This is a genomic window from Pontibacter sp. E15-1 (genome assembly GCF_022601975.1).
GTDB lineage: Bacteria > Bacteroidota > Bacteroidia > Cytophagales > Hymenobacteraceae > Pontibacter.
In genome coordinates, this window is the sequence record NZ_JAKVIR010000014.1 from 50098 (window position 1) to 69112 (window position 19015).

The 19015-nt window shown below is 55.9% G+C and carries 16 protein-coding genes and 1 tRNA gene; 9 read left to right on the forward strand and 8 right to left on the reverse strand.

The window, feature by feature from the left end; translation table 11 throughout:
- Positions 1-246: 246 nt before the first annotated feature.
- Both MKJ04_RS11265 and MKJ04_RS11270 read right to left on the reverse strand, forming a co-directional pair.
- Positions 247-2319 (reverse strand): M56 family metallopeptidase, encoded by a 2073-nt coding sequence (locus MKJ04_RS11265; RefSeq protein WP_241641740.1) that lies wholly within the window; start codon positions 2317-2319, stop codon positions 247-249.
- Positions 2316-2705: a BlaI/MecI/CopY family transcriptional regulator gene (locus MKJ04_RS11270; RefSeq protein ID WP_241641741.1), complete on the reverse strand. Its 390-nt coding sequence runs from the start codon at positions 2703-2705 to the stop codon at positions 2316-2318. The genes MKJ04_RS11265 and MKJ04_RS11270 overlap by 4 nt, the downstream gene beginning before the upstream one ends.
- 282 nt (positions 2706-2987) lie before the next feature.
- Here MKJ04_RS11270 and arfB point away from each other — a divergent pair, with 282 nt between their 5' ends.
- Both arfB and MKJ04_RS11280 read left to right on the forward strand, forming a co-directional pair.
- A complete protein-coding gene (gene arfB, locus MKJ04_RS11275; RefSeq protein ID WP_241641742.1) occupies positions 2988-3401 on the forward strand; it encodes an alternative ribosome rescue aminoacyl-tRNA hydrolase ArfB in 414 nt (137 codons plus the stop codon).
- 200 nt (positions 3402-3601) lie between these two features.
- Positions 3602-4156 carry a hypothetical protein gene (locus tag MKJ04_RS11280; RefSeq protein WP_241641743.1) on the forward strand — a complete coding sequence of 185 codons (555 nt, stop codon included), beginning with the start codon at positions 3602-3604 and terminating at the stop codon, positions 4154-4156.
- A 1002-nt stretch (positions 4157-5158) separates the two neighbouring features.
- Here MKJ04_RS11280 and MKJ04_RS11285 read toward each other — a convergent pair.
- The 6 genes from MKJ04_RS11285 to pheS all read right to left on the reverse strand — a co-directional run bounded on the left by MKJ04_RS11285 (position 5159) and on the right by pheS (position 8765).
- Positions 5159-5323: a hypothetical protein gene (locus MKJ04_RS11285; protein WP_241641744.1), complete on the reverse strand. Its 165-nt coding sequence runs from the start codon at positions 5321-5323 to the stop codon at positions 5159-5161.
- A gap of 90 nt (positions 5324-5413) precedes the next feature.
- The gene (locus MKJ04_RS11290) at positions 5414-5632 is read right to left on the reverse strand and encodes a transposase (RefSeq protein ID WP_241641745.1); all 219 of its coding nucleotides are present in this window, start codon (positions 5630-5632) and stop codon (positions 5414-5416) included.
- Positions 5633-6040: 408 nt separating this feature from the next.
- A tRNA-Asn gene (locus MKJ04_RS11295) sits at positions 6041-6114 on the reverse strand.
- A gap of 132 nt (positions 6115-6246) precedes the next feature.
- The gene (locus MKJ04_RS11300) at positions 6247-6672 is read right to left on the reverse strand and encodes a Rieske (2Fe-2S) protein (protein ID WP_241641746.1); all 426 of its coding nucleotides are present in this window, start codon (positions 6670-6672) and stop codon (positions 6247-6249) included.
- The gene (locus MKJ04_RS11305) at positions 6665-7522 is read right to left on the reverse strand and encodes a 3-hydroxyacyl-CoA dehydrogenase NAD-binding domain-containing protein (RefSeq protein ID WP_241641747.1); all 858 of its coding nucleotides are present in this window, start codon (positions 7520-7522) and stop codon (positions 6665-6667) included. Before MKJ04_RS11305 ends, MKJ04_RS11300 begins: the two co-directional genes overlap by 8 nt.
- Positions 7523-7739: 217 nt before the next feature.
- Complete coding sequence (pheS, locus tag MKJ04_RS11310) at positions 7740-8765, reverse strand: phenylalanine--tRNA ligase subunit alpha (RefSeq protein WP_241641748.1); 1026 nt, start codon at positions 8763-8765, stop codon at positions 7740-7742.
- A gap of 446 nt (positions 8766-9211) precedes the next feature.
- Between pheS and MKJ04_RS11315 the strand changes: the two genes are divergently transcribed.
- The 7 genes from MKJ04_RS11315 to MKJ04_RS11345 all read left to right on the forward strand — a co-directional run bounded on the left by MKJ04_RS11315 (position 9212) and on the right by MKJ04_RS11345 (position 19015).
- A complete protein-coding gene (locus MKJ04_RS11315) occupies positions 9212-10045 on the forward strand; it encodes a LiaF transmembrane domain-containing protein (RefSeq protein WP_241641749.1) in 834 nt (277 codons plus the stop codon).
- Between the two features lie 280 nt (positions 10046-10325).
- Positions 10326-11354: a sensor histidine kinase gene (locus MKJ04_RS11320; protein ID WP_241641750.1), complete on the forward strand. Its 1029-nt coding sequence runs from the start codon at positions 10326-10328 to the stop codon at positions 11352-11354.
- Entirely contained in the window at positions 11347-12090 is a 744-nt protein-coding gene (locus MKJ04_RS11325; RefSeq protein ID WP_241641751.1) for a LytR/AlgR family response regulator transcription factor, read from the forward strand. The genes MKJ04_RS11320 and MKJ04_RS11325 overlap by 8 nt, the downstream gene beginning before the upstream one ends.
- Positions 12091-12369: 279 nt before the next feature.
- Complete coding sequence (locus MKJ04_RS11330; RefSeq protein WP_241641752.1) at positions 12370-13002, forward strand: TetR/AcrR family transcriptional regulator; 633 nt, start codon at positions 12370-12372, stop codon at positions 13000-13002.
- A gap of 28 nt (positions 13003-13030) precedes the next feature.
- On the forward strand, positions 13031-14398 hold the full coding sequence (locus MKJ04_RS11335; protein ID WP_241641753.1) for a TolC family protein: 1368 nt from the start codon (positions 13031-13033) through the stop codon (positions 14396-14398).
- Positions 14399-14429: 31 nt separating this feature from the next.
- The gene (locus MKJ04_RS11340) at positions 14430-15581 is read left to right on the forward strand and encodes an efflux RND transporter periplasmic adaptor subunit (RefSeq protein WP_241641754.1); all 1152 of its coding nucleotides are present in this window, start codon (positions 14430-14432) and stop codon (positions 15579-15581) included.
- 20 nt (positions 15582-15601) lie between these two features.
- Positions 15602-19015 carry an efflux RND transporter permease subunit gene (locus tag MKJ04_RS11345; protein WP_241641755.1) on the forward strand — a complete coding sequence of 1138 codons (3414 nt, stop codon included), beginning with the start codon at positions 15602-15604 and terminating at the stop codon, positions 19013-19015.

A 19015-nucleotide genomic window follows, 5' to 3' on the forward strand; every position in this document is an offset into this window, starting at 1 on the left:
TTTGTTCGACAGGTAAAAATTTAGGTATGGCTGCATTTGGGCACGCGGCCAGAGATAATTCCGGGGAAGGGCCAAATTCAAACTTACAAATATAACGAAAAATTCAATGTTCTATTCTTACGGAAAACTACCTATACAGGGATGTGGGGATTTTCAGGCAGGAGGGGCTTTTGCCGGGGATAAACAAAAAAAGCGCCCGGCAGCTGGGTTTGCTGGCGGGCGCTTGTGCGGCTGAGAGGCCGGATGCTAGTTGTTGTTATACCGAAAGTTGAAGTTGGCGGAGCCGTCGCCCGCTATCTTCATGAGTTTTTTGTATTTCTCATACGCCTTCTTGGGCTGTTTCTTGTCATTCACATACATCTCGCCGTTGTTGATCCGAATATCGAGCTGCTCATCGCCTTTCTGAATGATGCCGTCTTTTATCAGCTCCTCCTTCACCTTCTGAAACTGCTTTTCGTGCTCTTGCGCCATCCTTGCGTGCTGCATGGCCATTTCCTGCTGGTGTTGGGCCATCTCCTGCTGGTGGCGGACCATTTCGTGGCTGCGCTCCACTTGCCGTTCTACCTGCTCACGCTGGCGCGCCCCCTGCAATGCCCCGCTTTTGCGGAGTTCCTGGGTATGTTGCTTTATCTCTATCTCATACTCCCGCATCTCCTCCTCAAAGCCCTGCATTTCCTGCTCAAACTCGTTCATTTCCGCTTCATATTCCTCCATATCCTGCTTGTAGTCCTTAAGCGCTTTCTTGTCGTTGCCTAGCGGCGGCACAGGGGCCACGGGTGGCACAGGCGGGGCGATAGCCGGGAAAGGAGGCATGGGTGGCATAGCAGGCATAGGTGGCATTGGGGGCATGGGCGGAAAAGGAGCCATGGATGCCAGGCTGTCACCTTCATCAAAATTAAAGTTAAAAACATAATTCTCCCGGTAGTTGCGGCGGGCGTCGGCCACTGCCGCGCGGGCTGCCTTCATCTCCATTTCCACTTCTGCCCGCGTGGCTCGTGGTGCCCGCTGCACAGCCTCCAGGCGCTGGTTCACCAGGTCCTCGTATGCGGCGATGTGCTTTTTCGGGATGCGCTTGCCGTCCACGTAAAGCTTGGTCACCTTGCCTTTTTTGTTTTTGATGATCACGATGTCACGCGGCTTCCCGGTGGAGTCCTGCACGGTGTAGGCCGAGGCAAGCTCCGGTTCGTCTGCCGCTTCGGCGGTGTTCTCCAAAAATGTCAATGTCTGCTGTATCTCTGCGGCAGCGTCCTGCTCCTGCTGCGGCCTCAGGCCAGCCATGGCCCCGAACGAGAGCACGAGCAGCCCCATCACCAGCACAAGCGCCGCCGCGAAGCCCTCTGTAAATGTCGGTTTCAGGGAGGGCTGTCCCACCAGCCGTTTGATGCGGCTCAGGAGGGTGCCCCGCTTGCCCGAGAAGGCTACTGCCAGGGCCGGGCCAGCCGGCAAGCGCATGGTCTCCAGCTCGGCAAGGGCGCGGGCATAGGTTAGCGTGTCGCCGCAAAGGGCCACGGCAATGTCGTCGCAGCAGTTCTCGCGCTCAGCGCGTACCACCCCCGATACCCACCACATGGCCGGATGGTAGAAGAAAAGCATGTCCACTACCGACTGCAGCAGGTTGACCAGATAGTCTTTTCGGAGGATGTGGGCCAGCTCGTGGGCCAGCACGGCCTCCACCTGCGCCTGCGACAGCCCCGTGACAGCGCCAACCGGCAACAGAATCACGGGCTTGGCAATGCCAATGGCCATGGGCACCTGCACCAGCGCCGACTCTGCCAGCCGCACGGCCCGCTGCATGCCCGCAGCCTGGCAAAGGGCGCTTAGCCGCTGTTGCCAGTAGTCGGTTAAGGGGGCTGTTCTGTAGTGGCGCAGGCGCTGGGTATAGGCCACGCCCCCCACAAAACGCAGGGCCATCATCACCATACCCAATAGCCAGAGCATCACCAGCAGCGGCATGTGTCGCTCAAAGTATAGCTGTGCGCCCTCCAAAGGGGATGCCCAAAACGAGTCTTGCGGCAGCGCGTCCAAAGCCGCCGGCCCTGCCGCTGGTATAGCCGGGCTCTCGGAGAGGATGGAGGCTTGCAACGCCTGTGTTTGCGACTGGCTGTAGTAGAAGGCAAAGGTGCCGCCTGCCAGTAGCAGCTGCAGGAGCATGGCCCCGCCAGCCGCCGCGTAGCGCACCCTGGCGCTCTGGCGGTGCAGGAGCACCAGCAACAGGGCCAGCAGCAGTGCTACAAATGCGCCTTGCCAAAGCGAGTGAAACAGCGTCCAGCCAATGGCGTGGGTTATACCCTCCGGGAATAAGCTTGTGATCGGGTTCATAGTTTGCCTCCTTCCAGTTTATCCAATAAGTTTCTGATTTCGTCCAGCTCTGCCTTGGAGGCGGTGCTGTTGCCCAGTGCCTGCATCACCAGCTTGCTGGCCGACCCGCGAAAGGTGGCGTCCAGGAAGCGGCCGAGGAGCTGGCGCTGTGTGTGCTCTTCCTCCAGCAGTGGCCGGAAAATGTGGGAGCGACTGGTTTTGTCGGCCTCCAGCATGGCTTTCTCCACCATGATCTGCATCAGCTTGAGGGTGGTGGTATAGCCGACCTCTTTTGTTTTGCTGAGCTGCTCGTGCACGTGGCGCACGGTGCTCGGTCCGTGCTGCCAGAGTACCTGCAATATCTCCAGCTCCGACTCAGTGGGCTTGGGTGTGCTTTCTAATGCCATAGGGTATAAGTAGTTATGCGGTGAAACAAATGACCATACAAGTATATACGAATAGATTCGTAAAAGGAAATTAAAATACGATTATTTTCGTATGTAGCTGAAAATTTCTTTCGCTGCGCCATAGGGCCGGAGGGTAGCGGAAGCAGGAGCCAGGCGGAGCATGCTTACTTTAAGTTTATGAAGATATGGAAGGCCAAATTTCTCCGTAAAGACTTTTTGTTGCCTGAAAGCGCATGCAGGAGGGAAATTATCCGCAATTTTAGAGGTATAAAATATTTAAGGATGGCAAAGTTACAGGAAAGGGGATTTGAGCAGGAGCTGCAGTTTCAGGCATCGCGGAGCGGCGGGGCAGGCGGCCAGAACGTGAACAAGGTAAACACGAAGGTGGAGTTGCGGTTTCATGTGCAGAGCTCAGAGCTGCTGTCGGAGGAGGAGAAGGCACTGGTGCTGGAGAAGCTGGGCAACCGGATCAACAATGAGGGGTATCTGCAGGTAGTGAGCCAAACCGAACGGAGCCAGCTCAAGAACAAGGAAACCACCGTGGGGCGCTTTTACGAGCTGCTACGGCAGGCTCTCACCCGGCAAAAAAAGCGCACCGCCACCAAGCCCACACGCGCCAGCAAGCGCCGTCGCCTGGAGGGCAAGAAAAAGCAGGCCGACAAGAAGGCCAACAGAGGATTCCGGGGCGACTACTGAGAGGTGCCGGGCATCGTTTACATAAATTCCCCACAGATTTTGCTTCGTTTTTAGGGCTTCAAAATTTTGATAGTCAGTAATATAGCCGATTATTCTGTTTGGTTAGGCGAGCCAGGGCGGCAGAAGCGGGTATGCCTCAGGTGCAAATGTGCGTTTCAGGTAGGATATTTGCACCCACTGCGAAAAAATTACCCCAAGGTATGATCAAGAAATTACTAGTGATAGGTTGCCTGACTTGCGGCGTAAGCATGACCGGTATGGCCCAGAAATACAGAACCGCGGCAGGCGTGCGCATCGAAAGCGACCGCTTTGGCGTGACGGTTCAGCAGAAGCTGCACGACCAGGGAACACTGGAGGGGATCGCCTCCGTAGGCTCGCGCGAGTATAGCCTGACGGGCCTGTATGAGTGGCACTTCCCGATGCTGGGCAAGCGCTTTAACTATTACCTCGGTGCCGGGGCGCACATCGGTAACCTGAAAGACAACGGCGTGTTTACCGGGGGCGATGGCATCCTGGGGATAGAGTATAAGGTGAACGGCCTTCCCTTTCTGCTTTCCGCCGACATCAAACCAGCCTTTCATATCAACCACGAAGACTGGATACAGCTTTCCTCTGGCATCTCGGTGCGTTATGTGCTGGTGAAGGAGGAAAAAGTGAAGAAGAGCCTATGGCCGTTTGGCAAGCAAAACGACAGCAAGAAGAAGCAAGCCGATAAGCCTGGCATCTTCGATATCTTCAAGAAACAGGACGACTAACCCGATCCCTACTGGCCATACCCACCGCCGGGCAGGAAAACACGCTAGCTGAAAAAAGGACCCTTGCCCCATACGTGGGAGCCGCCTGCAAGCTAGGAGACATAGCACTTGGAATTATACCCGTGGCTTCCACACTGAGAAGGAGTCAAACTGCCGAGTGACAATTTCCGGGCGCTTGATACTGCAAATAAGAGCATGTTTAAATTTCATTTTTGGAAGCGAAAAATGTTCAGGAAGGGTTCTGACGAAGCGTTTTTATCGCCGCATAGCAGCGCTATGGGGCGATAAAAAGGTGAAGTCAGGTTCCTTGATGGACGTTTTGTAGCCCAAAAGATGAAATTTAAACATGCTCTAAAGACACGGGCAAAATAAAAGCCCGGTTGGGGCCGGGCCTTTATACAAGAAGCGAGCGTGGTAAGCAGAACTGCCTTGCCAGTTAGTGCGCTGTTTAAGTTTGTTTTCATATGCTGTTGCGAAGGGGAATCCGCAATCCGGTAACTCAACAGGCAGGCTATTTGCTACAGAACGGGTCTTTTTTAGTATAGCATATATGCGTGCTCTTCTTGCTTCTATTTCTTAGCGCACAAGTGTGTGCATTTTTTCTATCGTAATGGCTACAGTCAGCGGATGAGGAACAAGGCATGTTCTGCCGGATATGCTATTGCTGCAAAATCCTTCCTGCCAGGGCCTCCACCTGCTTTCGGCAAATGCAAAAGCAATATTATAGAAAATGCATGTGCTTTGAAAGGTATTTTCAGGGCATACTGAAACATCGGCTTTTGCCCGGGAAATAGCGCCGAAATGTGGGGGAAATGCTTTTGGGGTTATTGAGAGTAGAATTTTTTTGTGAGGAATGCGCCGATTTGTAACATGGCGGAGAAATCGGGGCAGGAAAAAAAGCGGGAAAAGTGAAGTTTAATTCAGGGAAGTTCAGGACAGTGGAAGGGTGAAAAGCGCCTGAACCTCCCTGAAGGGTGATGAAGAGAGGCAAAACAAAGGGTGCTAGATGCGCTCGGCCACGATCTCCACTTCGGGCAGCATGTTAGGGTATTGCTGATACTCGCGGATCTCGTTTCTCTCGGCGATCTCTTTCAGGTCGTCTGCTGATTTTTTAACGCTGGCTCCAAAGCCAAAGGCGAATGCGAAAAGGAGGATTATGATTTTCATAGGAATAAAGTTATAAGTTGCTGTTTTATTTCTTGTTACACTTTAATAGATGACGGCCCGGGGGCAATAGTTGCTTGCCGTTGCTAATTTTTATTTTGAGTGAGGAAGGTGGCTTTGTCGAAGAGGTTTAAATGGCACCGCGTCCTGCGCCCAGGTATACCTCGCTCTGGCCGAATCATGGGTGGCTGCCTCTATCCTGCGGGAACTGAAAACGCCTGTGGCATAGCCGTAGAAGAGCAGGCTCAATAGCAGCCGTGGGGCATAGGCGGCTTTGACGCTGCCCCAATAGTGATAATAGACTTCGCTCATATCCAGCTGTATATCTGCTACAAAGCGGGCCAGATGCTCCTCCGGCAATCAACCCTGCAAATCATAGGGCATCAGCATACCTTGTTTGCGCATCGCTCCCTAAAAGTGTTTCATCTAAGAAGGATAACTATTCCTTAGGGTTTTTAAACCCGACAGGCTCTTAGCTACAGAGGCTCCTTAATCTGATTGGATTGGAAGAAGATCATACCCGGCAGTGCCTATACAAAAGTCAGCGCCACTTTCGATTCGGTAGGGGACTTTCTTGCGGTGCAAAGTTTTGTGCTCGAAATCCTCAGGCCAAAGGTATAATCGCAGGAAAGGTTGAAATGGAGGTAGGCAGCCTTGTTTTCGGAAGGTGAAAAAAACAAAAAAGCCACGCACGATTCAACTCGCGAGTGGCTTTTTCAGCTCCCCCTCCTGGGCTCGAACCAGGGACCCCATGATTAACAGTCATGTGCTCTAACCAACTGAGCTAAGGAGGAATCTTATGTTGTGCTCAGCGGCTTTCCCGCTGATTGATGGTGCAATATTACGGCTGTTTTGATTCTCACGCAAGTGCCCGCTGAAAAAACTTTGTGATTCGACTGCAAATTGCTGAAAATCAATTTGAAAAATTAATTCGAGACAGAAAGCACAGAGCCCGACAAAGTTGTCTGGTACTGCTTGAGGCCATATATGGCTGGCCCGCCCGTCACCTGGCCCTGCAGATTGAACTGCGAGCCGCAGCAGTCGTCCACCAGGAAGAGGTTAGACGAGTCCATTTGCACGAGGGCGCAGGGAGCCGTGGGGTCGTAGGGGCAGGCACGCTCAAAGGCGTAGTACTGGCCGGCGTTCTGGCGCACCACCACGATGCCCTTGTACCCGCCGGAGATATAGGCATAGCCCCCGTCTTGGCGCAGGTTGGGGTATAGCTGGCTGTTTACGTTCAGCTGCGCGCTCACCACCACATCGGGTATATGCGGACTGGCGTTGTTGCCGTTTTGGCAAGCGCTGGCAAGCAGCAACAGGAGCAGCGGGAAAAAGGCCAGCAGCCTACGCATAGGTATAAAAGCCTTTGCCCGACTTGCGGCCGTGGTGCCCGGCATCCACCTTTTGCTGCTGGATGCGGTTTGGCCTGAACTTGGGATCATACTGGAACGCCTCATACATGGAAGTGGTAACTGCATAATTGGTATCAACACCGATCAGGTCCATGAGTTCAAACGGGCCCATTTTAAAGCCGCTGGCCTGCATCAGCTTGTCGATCGTCTCGACATCAGCCACGCCTTCCTCCAGCAGCTTTAGCGCCTCTACGTAAAAGTGGCGCGCCACACGGTTCACGATAAAGCCGGGCGAGTCCTTGGCCATCACCGCCGTCTTGCCCAGTTTCTCTGCCAAAGCTTTTATCGTATGGGCCACTTCCGGTGCAGTAGCGGCGCCCGAGATCACCTCGACCAATTTCATGATATGCGCCGGGTTAAAGAAGTGCATGCCTACCACGCGCTCCGGGTGTGGCACCTTTGCGGCAATCTGCGTGATCGGGATAGAGGAGGTGTTAGAGGCGAGAATGGTGTCAGGAGTATTGATGCTGGCCAGCTCCTGGAAAATGCTCTGCTTCACCTCCAGGCGCTCCACCACGGCTTCCACAATGACATGACAACTCAGCTGCAGCGTGTCGGCGGTATAGGCCAGGTTGGCGAGGGCCGCGTCTCTCTCTGCCTCGGTTAGCTTGCCCCGCGCGATGCCTTTGTTCAGGTTGTCGAGGGTGGTTTTCTCTGCCTTTTCCAGCACCTGCGCATTAATGTCGAACAGGATGGTTTTATACCCTGCCTGCGCACAAATCTGAGCAATGCCCTGGCCCATAGTGCCTGCCCCAATTACGCCAATGGTGGTGATGTCCTCCAATCTCATACGCTAGATGGTTTAATTGTTAGTTGTTGGTTGTTAATTGTTGGGTGGTTGGATGGTTAAATTATTGTACATGTTGGTCTAGCTAGAAGCACTTCTAATTTTGGCTGCGTTCCCTTTCTCTTCTACCAGGATCCTTACAGGATGACAAACGGAAGAAAGCGCTACTTTGCTGCTGCTATTGGCGAAGCCAACAATTTAACAATCCAACAATCAACAATTAAATTACCCCCTCGAACTGGCGCAGGAAGCGCACATCGTTTTCGGTGAAGAGGCGCAGGTCCTTGATCTGGTACCGCAGCATTGTGATGCGCTCAATGCCCATCCCGAAGGCGAAGCCAGAGTATACCTCCGGGTCGATGCCGGAGCTTTGCAGCACGGCAGGGTCTACCATACCCGAGCCGCCGATCTCTACCCAACCGGTGCCCTTGCAGATGTTGCAGCCCTCGCCCTTGCAAATAAAGCAGGTGATGTCGATCTCGGCGCTTGGCTCCGTGAACGGGAAGAACGACGGGCGGAAACGGATCTGCGTGTCCTGCCCGAACATCTCCTTGGCAAAGTAATAGAGTGTCTCCTTCAGGTCCTTGAAACTCACCCCTTTGTTTACGTAGAGGCCCTCCACCTGGTGGAATACCATGTGCGCCCGCGCCGAAATGGCCTCGTTGCGGTATACGCGGCCCGGCATGATGCTGCGGAGCGGCGGCTGGTTGTTCTCCATCAGGCGCACCTGCACCGTGGAGGTATGGGTGCGCAGCAGTTTCTCCTTGTCTTCGCTCAGGAAGAAGGTGTCCTGCATCTCACGGGCCGGGTGGTTCTCCGGGAAGTTCAGGGCCGAGAAGTTGTGCCAGTCGTCCTCCATCTCGGGGCCTTCCGACACGTTGAAGCCGATGCGCTCAAAGATGCGCACAATCTCCTGGCGCACCAGCGAAAGCGGGTGGCGCGTGCCTAGCGTGTTGGGCACCGTGGGCAGGCTGAAGTCGAAGCCCGAGTCGGCAGACGAGGCGGTGGCGTTGGCAAGCTGCTCCTGTGCCTGGTCGAAGCGCTCCTGGGCGCGGTTCTTCAGCGTGTTCAGGAGCTGACCTACCTCGCGGCGCTGCTCCGGCGCTACCTCTTTCAGGTTGTTAAACAAATCGGCAATGCGGCCCTTGCGGCCTATATAGGCAATACGGAATTGCTCCAGTTCGGCAGCGTCGGCAAGCGCCGCCGCCTCTATCTCTTGTGCTACTTTTTGTATGTTCTCCACCATAGTATGCAAAGATAATAATTTGCCTTGTTCTGACCTATTCAGGTAATCCAGAGTTGGTATGGAAAGAGGAGGGTGGGGATAAGCGCATTTAACCGGGGTTTTGCAGGGGCAGGTCGCGACCTGTCCACGATAGGCTGATCCATGAAACGCAGGCAAAGCAGAAACAAAAGCCCGACCTATCGCTCTTCAAATCTTGTGCATTCTGATTTTGGTAGACCTGTTTGGGTGCGATTGCCGGTGCACGATTCGGACAGGTCGCGACCTGTCCCTACGAATAGAACGCTGATGCTGTGCCGCATCGGTAAATTGCAGAACGCGGCTATCCTTTGTAGCTTACCGACGCAAACCCGCAGCTTACCGACTTCTCTGCTGCGCCTGCCTATTGCCTCTGGCCCTGTGGGCTTGCGTTGAGTACCTTTATCTCAGAAACTTAAAGAAAAGGAACAATGGATAACAGAAATCAAACTCCGGACAATAACTATGGCGGCAACGGGCAAAACCCGCAGCGCGGCATGGGTGGCAAAGTAATGGCAGGCCTGCTGCTCGTAACCGTCGGCATGATTATACTTGCCTCCAGGCTCCACATTTTCTTCTTCCCCTACTGGATCTTCTCCTGGCCCATGATCCTGATCGTGATTGGCCTCTTCATCGGTTTCCGGCACAACTTCCGCAAGTCTGGGTGGCTCGTGCTGGTGCTAATCGGGAGCCTTTTTCTGGCCAACGACCTGATCACCGGCCTCGACATGCACGTGTTCTTCTGGCCTGTCCTGCTGATCGGTATCGGGTTGTGGGTGATGCTGAAGCCCAGAAACCGGTATGAAGAATTCAACCAAAACAGGGGACCCCGCACTCCCGGGCCGGGTATGGCAGGCGCCTACGACCAGAGCTCTGGCGCATCTAACCCGGAGGGGTATGCCTCAGACAGCCACTACGATACGGCAGAGGTAGTAGACTCGGCGGCCATACTGGGTGGTGTAAAAAAAAACATCATCTCTAAAAACTTCAGGGGAGGCGAAGTGGTGAGTGTGTTTGGGGGCACCGAGCTGAACCTGAGCCAGGCCGACCTGCAGTCGCCGGCTGTGCTGGAGGCCACGCAGATATTCGGCGGCACCTCCCTGATCGTGCCGGCAAACTGGCAGGTAAAGTCTGAGGTGGTGGCCATACTGGGCGGTGTGGACGATAAACGGCCACTCATGCAAAGCAGCAGCTACGATCCCAACAAAGTCCTCATCCTGAAAGGTGTCGCGCTGTTTGGCGGGCTCACCATCAAGAGTTATTAAATTGCTATGTGTTTACCGTTGATTGTCAGTTGCTATAGGACTACCCGTTTAACAGCTGTTCGCAGGCTATAGCAGCCCTAAAAAGAATCAAACCGATTGCGATATAAAGTAGCTGGAGGAAACTATCACCCTGGTGCATCCACCCCTGCCCCTCCCAGAAGGTGAAATTCTGGATACTTAAACGCTCGCTCCTCTGCTGGGATGGAGGGTATAAATGAAACGGTCAATCGCAACTTGAGCCAACCAACAATTAACAACCACCAATTAACATTCATACCCCATGTCTACGGTTCGTGTCATACTGGTTTACCTGGCTTGGGCGCTGCTGTGGGCGGGTGTGCAAACCGCCTTGCTCTGGTATGGCGGTTTACCCCCGGAACTTGCCGCCGTTGATGCGCTCCTGACCAATCTGCTGCTGGTGAGCGGCAGCTATGCCATGGGGATGGGCTTGCGGTATTACCAGCCAAGTATAAAAGAGGCCGCTTACCTGCTGATCTGGAGCCTGGGGCTGGCGGTGCTCAGCACGATGGCCTTTTACTGGATATCGACGTGGGTGTTTCAGGGAGACACGGTATACCTGGCGTTTATCGAGGCTACCCTGGCCGTGCGCTTTGTGTTTACCTGGCTAATGGTGTTGCTGCTGGTGCTGCTGAGCTGGTTTTGGTTCTATACCCTGGAGCGCCACCAGGACGAGCACCGCCGCGCTGCCGCCGAGAAGCTGGCCCGTGAGGCTGAGTTGCACAGTTTGCGCCAGCAGCTGCAGCCCCACTTCCTCTTTAACAGCCTCAACTCGATTAGCGCCCTGTTGGGGGCCAAGCCGGAGCAGGCCCGCAAAATGATACAGCAACTCTCCGACTTTCTGCGCGGCACCCTGCGCAAGGACGACCAGCAGCAGGTGAGCCTGGCCGACGAGCTGAAGCAGCTGCAGCTATACCTCGATATCGAGAAAGTGCGCTTCGGAGACCGCCTGCAAACGGCCATCGAGGTGCAGGACGAGGCGCTGCCGCTCCTACTCCCGGCCCTGCTGCTGCAGCCCGTGGTGGAAAACGCCATTAAGTTCGGCCTCTACGACACCCTCGGCGACACCGTGATCAGCATCAGGGCCACTGGCCACAGCCGCCAGCTGCAGCTGCAGGTGCAGAATCCCTTCGACCCCGAGACGGCGCAGCCACAGCACGGCACCGGCTTTGGGCTCAGCTCGGTGCAGCGCCGTTTATACCTGCTCTATGCCCGGCAAGACCTCTTGCAGACCCGCCAACACGAAAATCAGTTTATCACCACCATCAAAATCCCGCAACGCCATGATTAAGTGTTTGATAATCGACGACGAGCCCCTGGCCCGCAGCCTGGTAGCCGAGTACCTGCAGCGCCACCCGGCCATACAGGTGGTGCAGGAGTGCGGCAACGGCTTCGAGGGTCTGAAAGCCATCCAGGAGCATCAGCCCGACCTGATTTTCCTGGATATCCAGATGCCCAAAATCAACGGGTTCGAGATGCTGGAGCTGGTGGAGCAGCCGCCCGGCGTGATCTTCACCACCGCCTTCGATGCCTATGCCCTGAAAGCCTTTGAGGCCAACGCCGTGGATTACCTGCTCAAGCCCTTCAGCCAGGAGCGCTTTGACGCGGCCGTGCACAAGTGGCTGGACAAGCGGCATGCGAACACCGCTGACAACACGCCTGCGAACCTGGGCGAGGTGCCCGCCAAGCAGCCCGAGGAGCAGCTGCGCATTGTGGTGCGGGCCGCCAACGACATCCGGATCATACCGGTAAAAGACGTGCTGTACCTGGAGGCCTACGACGACTACGTTAAAGTGCATACCCCCGAGGGCCTCTTCCTGAAGAAGAAAACCATGCGCTACTACGAGCGCACCCTCGACCCCAACCAGTTCGTGCGGGTGCACCGCTCCTTTATCATACCCCTCACCCAGCTCACCCGCATCGAGCCCTCAGAAAAAGACTGCCACGTGGCCTTACTGAAGAGCGGGGTGCGCGTGCCCCTGAGCCGGAGCGGCTACAGCAGGCTGCGCGAAGTGCTGGGTATCTGATAAATTTTTTCAATATAAATCTGCCGCCCCGCCTGCGTGCCACCCGCGCAGCTGCTGCTATCCTTTGCCGGATTACAAACGGGTATTCATCAGAACAATAGGTCAGTTAATCGATTTTTTTGCGCCACGCTGCCAAAGGCCTAGGGTATGATTGGTGTTGTAAGTGCTTGTATTTTAGGCAGAAATAAACATTTACAGGCGTGCTGTGTTGATGGAGAAACTATTATGGAAACTTTTGAAATGAAAAATGTTTCCATAGTTTTGCCCCAGATGAGCGATATGGAGACAGCAGAAAAAACAGACACCAAGGCAAGGATTATGCAGGCGGCCTTTGGCCTGTTCTGCCAGCGGGGCATCAAGAGTGTGTCGATGGACGATATTGCGCAGCACCTGGCCATGTCGAAGAAAACTCTTTACAAGTGGTTTGCCAACAAAGACCAGGTGGTATACGAGGCGATGGAAAATTATCTGGGCAGCATCCAGCAGGATTGCGAAGTGTTCGTCGAGAAGTCGGGCAATGCCATTGAGGAGATTTTTCAGGTCATGGCCCTGACCAAACAGGTGTTCTCCAGGATCCACCCCTCCATCTTCCACGACCTGCAAAAGTACCATAGCACCAGTTGGGAGCTATGGCAGCAGCACAAGAACAGCTTCATGCTGGGCAAAGTGAAAGCAAACCTCCGGCGGGGTATGGCGGAGGGCTTGTTTCGGAAGGAGCTGGATGTGAGCGTGATCGCCCAGGTGCGCCTTTCGCTGATCGAGCTACCCTTTAACAAGTCGGTGTTTCCACCGCACGAATACGACATCAGCCGGGTGCAGCTGGCCGTGTTGGAGCACTACATGCTGGGCATTGCGACCCTGAAGGGGCACAAGCTCATCAACGAGCTACAGCACATCAAAGAGGAAGAATAAGAGAACCCGTTATAGAGCTACAAGGATTATGAAAAGAAGTATTTACCTGATGATCGCCCTGCTTACCGTGTGGGGCACAGGCCACGCGCAGGGACAGGCGCCTATGCCTTTCAGCTTGCAGGAAAGTATTGCGTATGCGCTGCAGCACCGGGCCAGCCTGCAGGCCACGCGCAACCAGGAGAAGATCGCCAAGGCGCAGGTAGGCGAGATCCGGGCGATGGGCCTGCCGCAGGTGAGCGGAAGCCTGGAGGTCGGGGACAACTTCATCCAGCAACAGAGTTTCCTGCCAGCGGAGTTTTTCCAGGACCCCAACAACCCGAATGCGCCGGAGCCCGGCACCTTTGTGCCCGTCACGTTCACGCCCGCCTATACCGGTAACGCAACCGTTTCCGGCAGCCAGCTACTCTTCGACGGAAGTTACCTCATCGGCCTGAAGGCTGCAAAAACCTATACCGAACTCTCCCGGAAAGCAACGGAGCAGAGCGAGATAGAGGTGGCCGGGCAGGTATCGAAGGCGTACTACGGCGTGCTGGTGAACCGCGAGCGCTTTGAGCTGCTGAGCCAGAACCTGCACCGCCTCGACACGCTGCTGTACCAGACCGGGGTGATGTTTGACAACGGCGTGGCCGAAAAACTGGACGTGGACCGCCTGCGGGTGCAGCTCAACAACCTGAGTGTGGAGAAGCAGAACACCGAGCGCCTGATGGCGGTCAGCGAGAACCTGCTGAAATTTCAGATGGGGATAAAGCAGCAGCAGCCGATTATGCTCACCGACAAACTAGCCGAGGTGGAGGTGGATGTGGCCAAGGTAAACCCGCAAAGCTTCACATACAGCAACCGCATCGAGTATTCTATACTGGAGACACAGCGCGACCTGGCCGAGCTGGACCTGCGAAACCGTAAGTCGGGATACCTGCCCAAGCTGTCGCTGAATGCCCGCTACGGCTACATCACGGCCAACAACAGCTTCAACAACATTACTAAAACCCGGAATTGGCTGGAGTATGGCTATGTAGGGGGGCAGTTGCAGGTGCCCATCTTCGACGGCCTGCGCAAGCACTACCAGGTGCAGCAGGCCAGGATAACGATAGAGAACACGAAACTGGGCTTCGAGACGCTGAGCCAGAGCATTGACCTGGAGCTGGCGCAGGCCTCGGCCGAGCTGACGAACGCGCTGGATGTGCTGGTGGCGCGGCGCGAGAACATGGCACTGGCCGAGGATATCGCCCGGGTGGCCAAGATTAAGTTTCAGGAGGGTGTGGGCACCAACCTGGAAGTGGTGACCGCCGAGACGGACCTGCGTGAGGCCCAGACCAACTACTACGCCGCCATGTATGATGCCCTGATCTCCAAAGTGAACCTGGACAAAGCCACAGGCACGTTGCTCACAAAATAAAACCACTGAAGAAAACTTTTCCAAAAAGAACATGAAACGATACATCGGAATATATGCCATGGCCCTGGCCCTGGGGCTGGCAGCGTGCAGCAAAGACGACAACAAAGAGAACCGCCTGGCAGAGCTGAAGCAGGAGCGCGAAAAGCTGGACCAGGAAATAGCCACGCTGGAGGCGGGCCTGAAAGGCGACGGGAAAACTGTGGCCAGAGACAAGAAAACAGTGCCTGTCAGCGTCACCACCATTGGGCAGGATACCTTCCGGCACTACGTGGAGGTGCAGGGCCGCGTGGACTTTGACCAGAACGTGTTTGTGAGCCCCAAGGTGGGCGGCGTGCTGACCAGCATGCGCGTGAGCCGCGGCGACCGCGTGTCCAAGGGCCAGACCATGGCCACCATCGATGCGCAGGTGCTGGAGCAGAGTATCGCGGAGCTGAAAACCCGACTCGAGCTAGCCCAGATCGGCTTCGAGAAGCAGCAGAATCTCTGGAACCAGAAGATCGGGACCGAGATGCAGTACCTCACGGCCAAAAACAACAAAGAGGCCCTGGAGCGTAGCCTGGCCATCCTACAGCAGCAGCGCGACCAGTTTAACGTGAAATCCCCGATAAGTGGGGTGGTGGACGATGTGGTGCCAAACGCTGGCGAGGCGGTGGCGCCGGGTATGGGCATCATCCGGGTGGTGAACACGCAGGACGGCAAGATTGTGGCCGAGGTGTCGGAGGCATACCAGGCCAGGATCTCCAAAGGCGACAATGCCGTGGTATACTTCCCCGACCTGGACAAGGAAGTGGAGATGACGGTAGACGTGGTGAGCCAGTTCATCAACCCGACGAGCCGCGCCTTCACCGTGGAGCTCCGCTTTAAGAACGGCAGCGATATAACCCTGCGCCCGAACATGGTGGCGGTGGTGCGCATCCAGGATTACAGCAAAGCGGGTGTGGTGGTGTTGCCGGTGAACCTGGTGCAGCACGACGAGAACAAAGCCTATGTATACGTGGCCCGGAAAGAGGGCGACCGCTTTGTGGCCGTGCGCAAGGAGATTGAGACAGGTATGGACTACAACGGCAAAGTGGAGGTGCTGAATGGGCTCTCGGGCAGCGAGCAGGTGATCACCGCCGGTTTCCAGAGCCTGAACGAAGGGCAGCCCGTGGTGTTTACGCAGGATGGCCCCGGCCAGAAGTAAGTTAACAGAAGCAAAAGACAATGAAGCAGTTTAAACCAACCAGTTGGTCCATCGATAATAGAACCAGCGTCTATATCATCACCATCATTGTTACCCTGGCAGGTATCTTTTCCTACATCAACCTGCAGAAGGAGAACTTCCCGGATATCGTGATCCCGACGGTTTTCGTGGGCACGGTATACCCCGGCACCTCCCCCTCGGATGTGGAGAACCTCGTGACGCGCCCCATCGAGAAGCAGCTCAAAGCCATCTCAGGCGTAAAAAAGGTAACCTCCAACTCGATCCAGGACTTCTCCATGATCACGGTGGAGTTTAACACCGATGTGGACGTGCCGGCGGCCAAGCAACTGGTGAAGGACGCCGTGGACAAGGCCCGCTCCGACCTGCCCTCCGACCTGCCCCAGGACCCCGATGTGCAGGAGGTGAACTTCTCCGAGATCCCGATCATGTACGTGAACGTGTCGGGCAACTACAGCCTCGACAAGCTGAAGAACTACGCCGAAGACCTGAAAGACCGGATCGAGTCGAACCCCGAGATCACGCGCGTGGACATTGTGGGGGCCCTGGACAAAGAGGTGCAGGTGGATGTGGACATGTATAAAATGCAGGCCGCCAAGGTAACCTTCGCCGACCTCTCGAACGCCATCGCGCGGGAGAACATGACCGTCTCGGGCGGCAACGTAACCGTGGGCGAGATGAAGCGCTCGGTGCGCGTGGTGGGCCAGTACGTGGACCCGACCAAGATCAGCGACATCGTGGTGCAGTCGGTGTCGGGAGGCCACATCCGGCTGGGCGACATTGCTATCGTGAACGAGGGGTTTGAGGAGCAGGAAAGCTACGCCCGCCTCGACAATGCCCCCGTGATTACCCTCAACGTGATCAAGCGCAGCGGCGAGAACCTGATCGAGGCCTCAGACAACATCCACGAGGCGATAGAGGAGATGCAGGGGGCCACGCTGCCCGACGACCTGAAGATCACGATTACCGGCGAGCAGTCTACCCAGACGCGCCATACACTCAACGACCTGATCAACACCATCATCATCGGGTTTGTGCTCGTCACGCTCATCCTGATGTTCTTCATGGGCACCACCAACGCCATATTTGTCGGGCTTTCGGTACCGCTTTCCATGTGTGTGGCCTTTATCACACTGGCCTTTTTCGGCATCTCGCTCAACATGATCGTGCTGTTTGCCTTTCTGCTGGCGCTGGGTATCGTGGTGGACGACGCCATCGTGGTGATCGAGAACACGCACCGTATTTACCACCAGTCCAACATCGGGGTCGTGAAGTCGGCCAAGGTGGCGGCGGGCGAGGTGTTTATACCGGTGCTGGCGGGTACGCTCACCACCATCGCGCCGTTCTTCCCGCTGCTTTTCTGGCCGGGCATCGTGGGCAAGTTCATGCAGTTTCTGCCCATCACGCTCATCATCACGCTGGTGGCCTCGCTGCTGGTGGCCTTTATCATCAACCCGGTGTTTGCCGCGTCTTTCATGCAGAAGGATGAGCAGCGGGAGGTATCGCCGCGCGCGCGCCGCCGCTTTGCCATCCTGAACGGCGTGGCGCTGGCTGTGGCGGTGGTTTGTTATATCATCGGGTGGTATGGCACCGCGAATGTGCTGGTGCTGGCAGTGCTGCTGGTGGCCCTCAACAAGTATGTGTTCGCGCGCATGATCCACGGTTTCCAGCACAGTGTGCTGCCACGGTTCATGAATAGCTACGAGCGCCTGCTCCGCTGGATGCTGGTGGGCAAGCGGCCTATATGGATGTTCGCGGGGGTATGGGCGCTGCTGCTGCTGTCTTTCGTGATGATCGGCATCCGCTCACCAAAAGTGGTTTTCTTCCCCGAGGCTGACCCTAACTTTGTGTATACCTACATCAATATGCCCATTGGCACCGACCAGGCCGTGACGGACTCTGTGGTGAAGGTAGTGGAACGGCGCATCTATGGCGTGATTGGGCAGGAGAACCCGAATGTGGAGTCTGTGATATCCAACGTGGCCATCGGTGCCGGAGACCAGAACGAGCGCAGCGTGACGCCGCAGTCGCATAAGGGCAAGGTGACAGTGGCCTTCGTGGAGTTTATGGACCGGGTTGGCGACAAGACAACCGCTGTGTACCTGAACGAGATCCGCGACGCGGTGCAGGGTATACCGGGCGCCGACGTGACCGTGGGCAAAGAGCAGACCGGCCCGCCCGTGGGCAAGCCCATCAGCATCGAGATTGCCGGAGAGGACTTCCCGCAGCTGATCCAGCTTTCGAAACAGGTGGAGGAATACATCGACCAGCAGAACATCGGGGGTATAGAAGAGCTTCGCTCAGACCTGGAGGACAGCAAGCCCGAGGTGGTGGTAAACGTGGACCGCACCCGCGCCAACCGCGAGGGCATCAGCACCGGCCAGATCGGCTCTGAGATACGGACTGCCATTTTCGGGACCGAGGCCTCCAAGTTTAAGCGCGACGAAGACGAGTACCCCATCCAGGTGCGCTACGCGGAGCCATACCGCGACAACATCGACGCCCTGCTGGGCATGCGCATCACCTACCGTGACATGAACTCGGGGCAGGTGCGCCAGATCCCGCTCTCCTCGGTGGCCACCATCGAGTACTCGACTTCCTACGGCGGCATCAAGCGCAAAAACCTGAAGCGCATGGTCACGCTGGAGTCGAATGTGCTTGCAGGCTACAACCCTAACGAGGTGGTGCAGCAGATTGAGCAGTCGCTGGAGAGCTTCCAGACGCCAGAGGGCTTTGAGGTGCGCATGGGCGGGCAGCAGGAAGAACAGCAGGAAACGATGCAGTTCCTGATGATCGCCCTGGTGGTGGCCTTCTGCATCATCTTCCTCATCCTGGTCACGCAGTTCAACTCGGTATCCAAGCCGTTCATTATCCTGTCGGAGGTGCTGTTCAGCATCAGCGGCGTGCTGCTGGGCTTCTCTATCTTCGGTATGGATATGTCGATCGTGATGACGGGGGTGGGCATTGTGGCGCTAGCCGGTATCGTGGTGAAAAACGGTATCCTGATTGTGGAGTTCACCGACATCCTGATCAGCGAGGGTATGGAACTGAAGGAAGCCATCGTGGAGGCGGGCAAGACGCGCCTCAACCCGGTGCTGCTCACGGCCACGGCCACTATTCTGGGCCTTATCCCGCTGGCGCTGGGTATAAACATTAACTTCTATACCCTGTTTACGGCGTTCGAGCCCCACTTCTTTATGGGGGGCAGCAGCGCCGCGTTCTGGGGGCCGCTGGCCTGGACCATCATTTTCGGCCTGAGCTTTGCCACGGCCATCACGCTGCTGATCGTGCCGGTGATGTACCTGCTCAACCAAAAGCTGAAAAACAGGCTGCGCCGGAACAATAAAAAGGAAACCGGAGCTTTAGAACAACAAGCGCCTTTCCAGGATAAAAAAGTTAGAGAATATACAGTGTAA

Coding starts and splice junctions, on each gene's coding strand:
- MKJ04_RS11325 (WP_241641751.1), top strand. CDS start 11,347: ATGATTAAGTGTTTGATAATCGACGACGAGCCCCTGGCCCGCAGCCTG.
- pheS (WP_241641748.1), bottom strand. CDS start 8,765: ATGGTGGAGAACATACAAAAAGTAGCACAAGAGATAGAGGCGGCGGCG.
- MKJ04_RS11300 (WP_241641746.1), bottom strand. CDS start 6,672: ATGCGTAGGCTGCTGGCCTTTTTCCCGCTGCTCCTGTTGCTGCTTGCC.
- MKJ04_RS11340 (WP_241641754.1), top strand. CDS start 14,430: ATGAAACGATACATCGGAATATATGCCATGGCCCTGGCCCTGGGGCTG.
- MKJ04_RS11335 (WP_241641753.1), top strand. CDS start 13,031: ATGAAAAGAAGTATTTACCTGATGATCGCCCTGCTTACCGTGTGGGGC.
- MKJ04_RS11305 (WP_241641747.1), bottom strand. CDS start 7,522: ATGAGATTGGAGGACATCACCACCATTGGCGTAATTGGGGCAGGCACT.
- MKJ04_RS11280 (WP_241641743.1), top strand. CDS start 3,602: ATGATCAAGAAATTACTAGTGATAGGTTGCCTGACTTGCGGCGTAAGC.
- MKJ04_RS11270 (WP_241641741.1), bottom strand. CDS start 2,705: ATGGCATTAGAAAGCACACCCAAGCCCACTGAGTCGGAGCTGGAGATA.
- MKJ04_RS11320 (WP_241641750.1), top strand. CDS start 10,326: ATGTCTACGGTTCGTGTCATACTGGTTTACCTGGCTTGGGCGCTGCTG.
- MKJ04_RS11330 (WP_241641752.1), top strand. CDS start 12,370: ATGGAGACAGCAGAAAAAACAGACACCAAGGCAAGGATTATGCAGGCG.
- MKJ04_RS11290 (WP_241641745.1), bottom strand. CDS start 5,632: ATGAGCGAAGTCTATTATCACTATTGGGGCAGCGTCAAAGCCGCCTAT.
- arfB (WP_241641742.1), top strand. CDS start 2,988: ATGGCAAAGTTACAGGAAAGGGGATTTGAGCAGGAGCTGCAGTTTCAG.
- MKJ04_RS11265 (WP_241641740.1), bottom strand. CDS start 2,319: ATGAACCCGATCACAAGCTTATTCCCGGAGGGTATAACCCACGCCATT.
- MKJ04_RS11315 (WP_241641749.1), top strand. CDS start 9,212: ATGGATAACAGAAATCAAACTCCGGACAATAACTATGGCGGCAACGGG.
- MKJ04_RS11345 (WP_241641755.1), top strand. CDS start 15,602: ATGAAGCAGTTTAAACCAACCAGTTGGTCCATCGATAATAGAACCAGC.
- MKJ04_RS11285 (WP_241641744.1), bottom strand. CDS start 5,323: ATGAAAATCATAATCCTCCTTTTCGCATTCGCCTTTGGCTTTGGAGCC.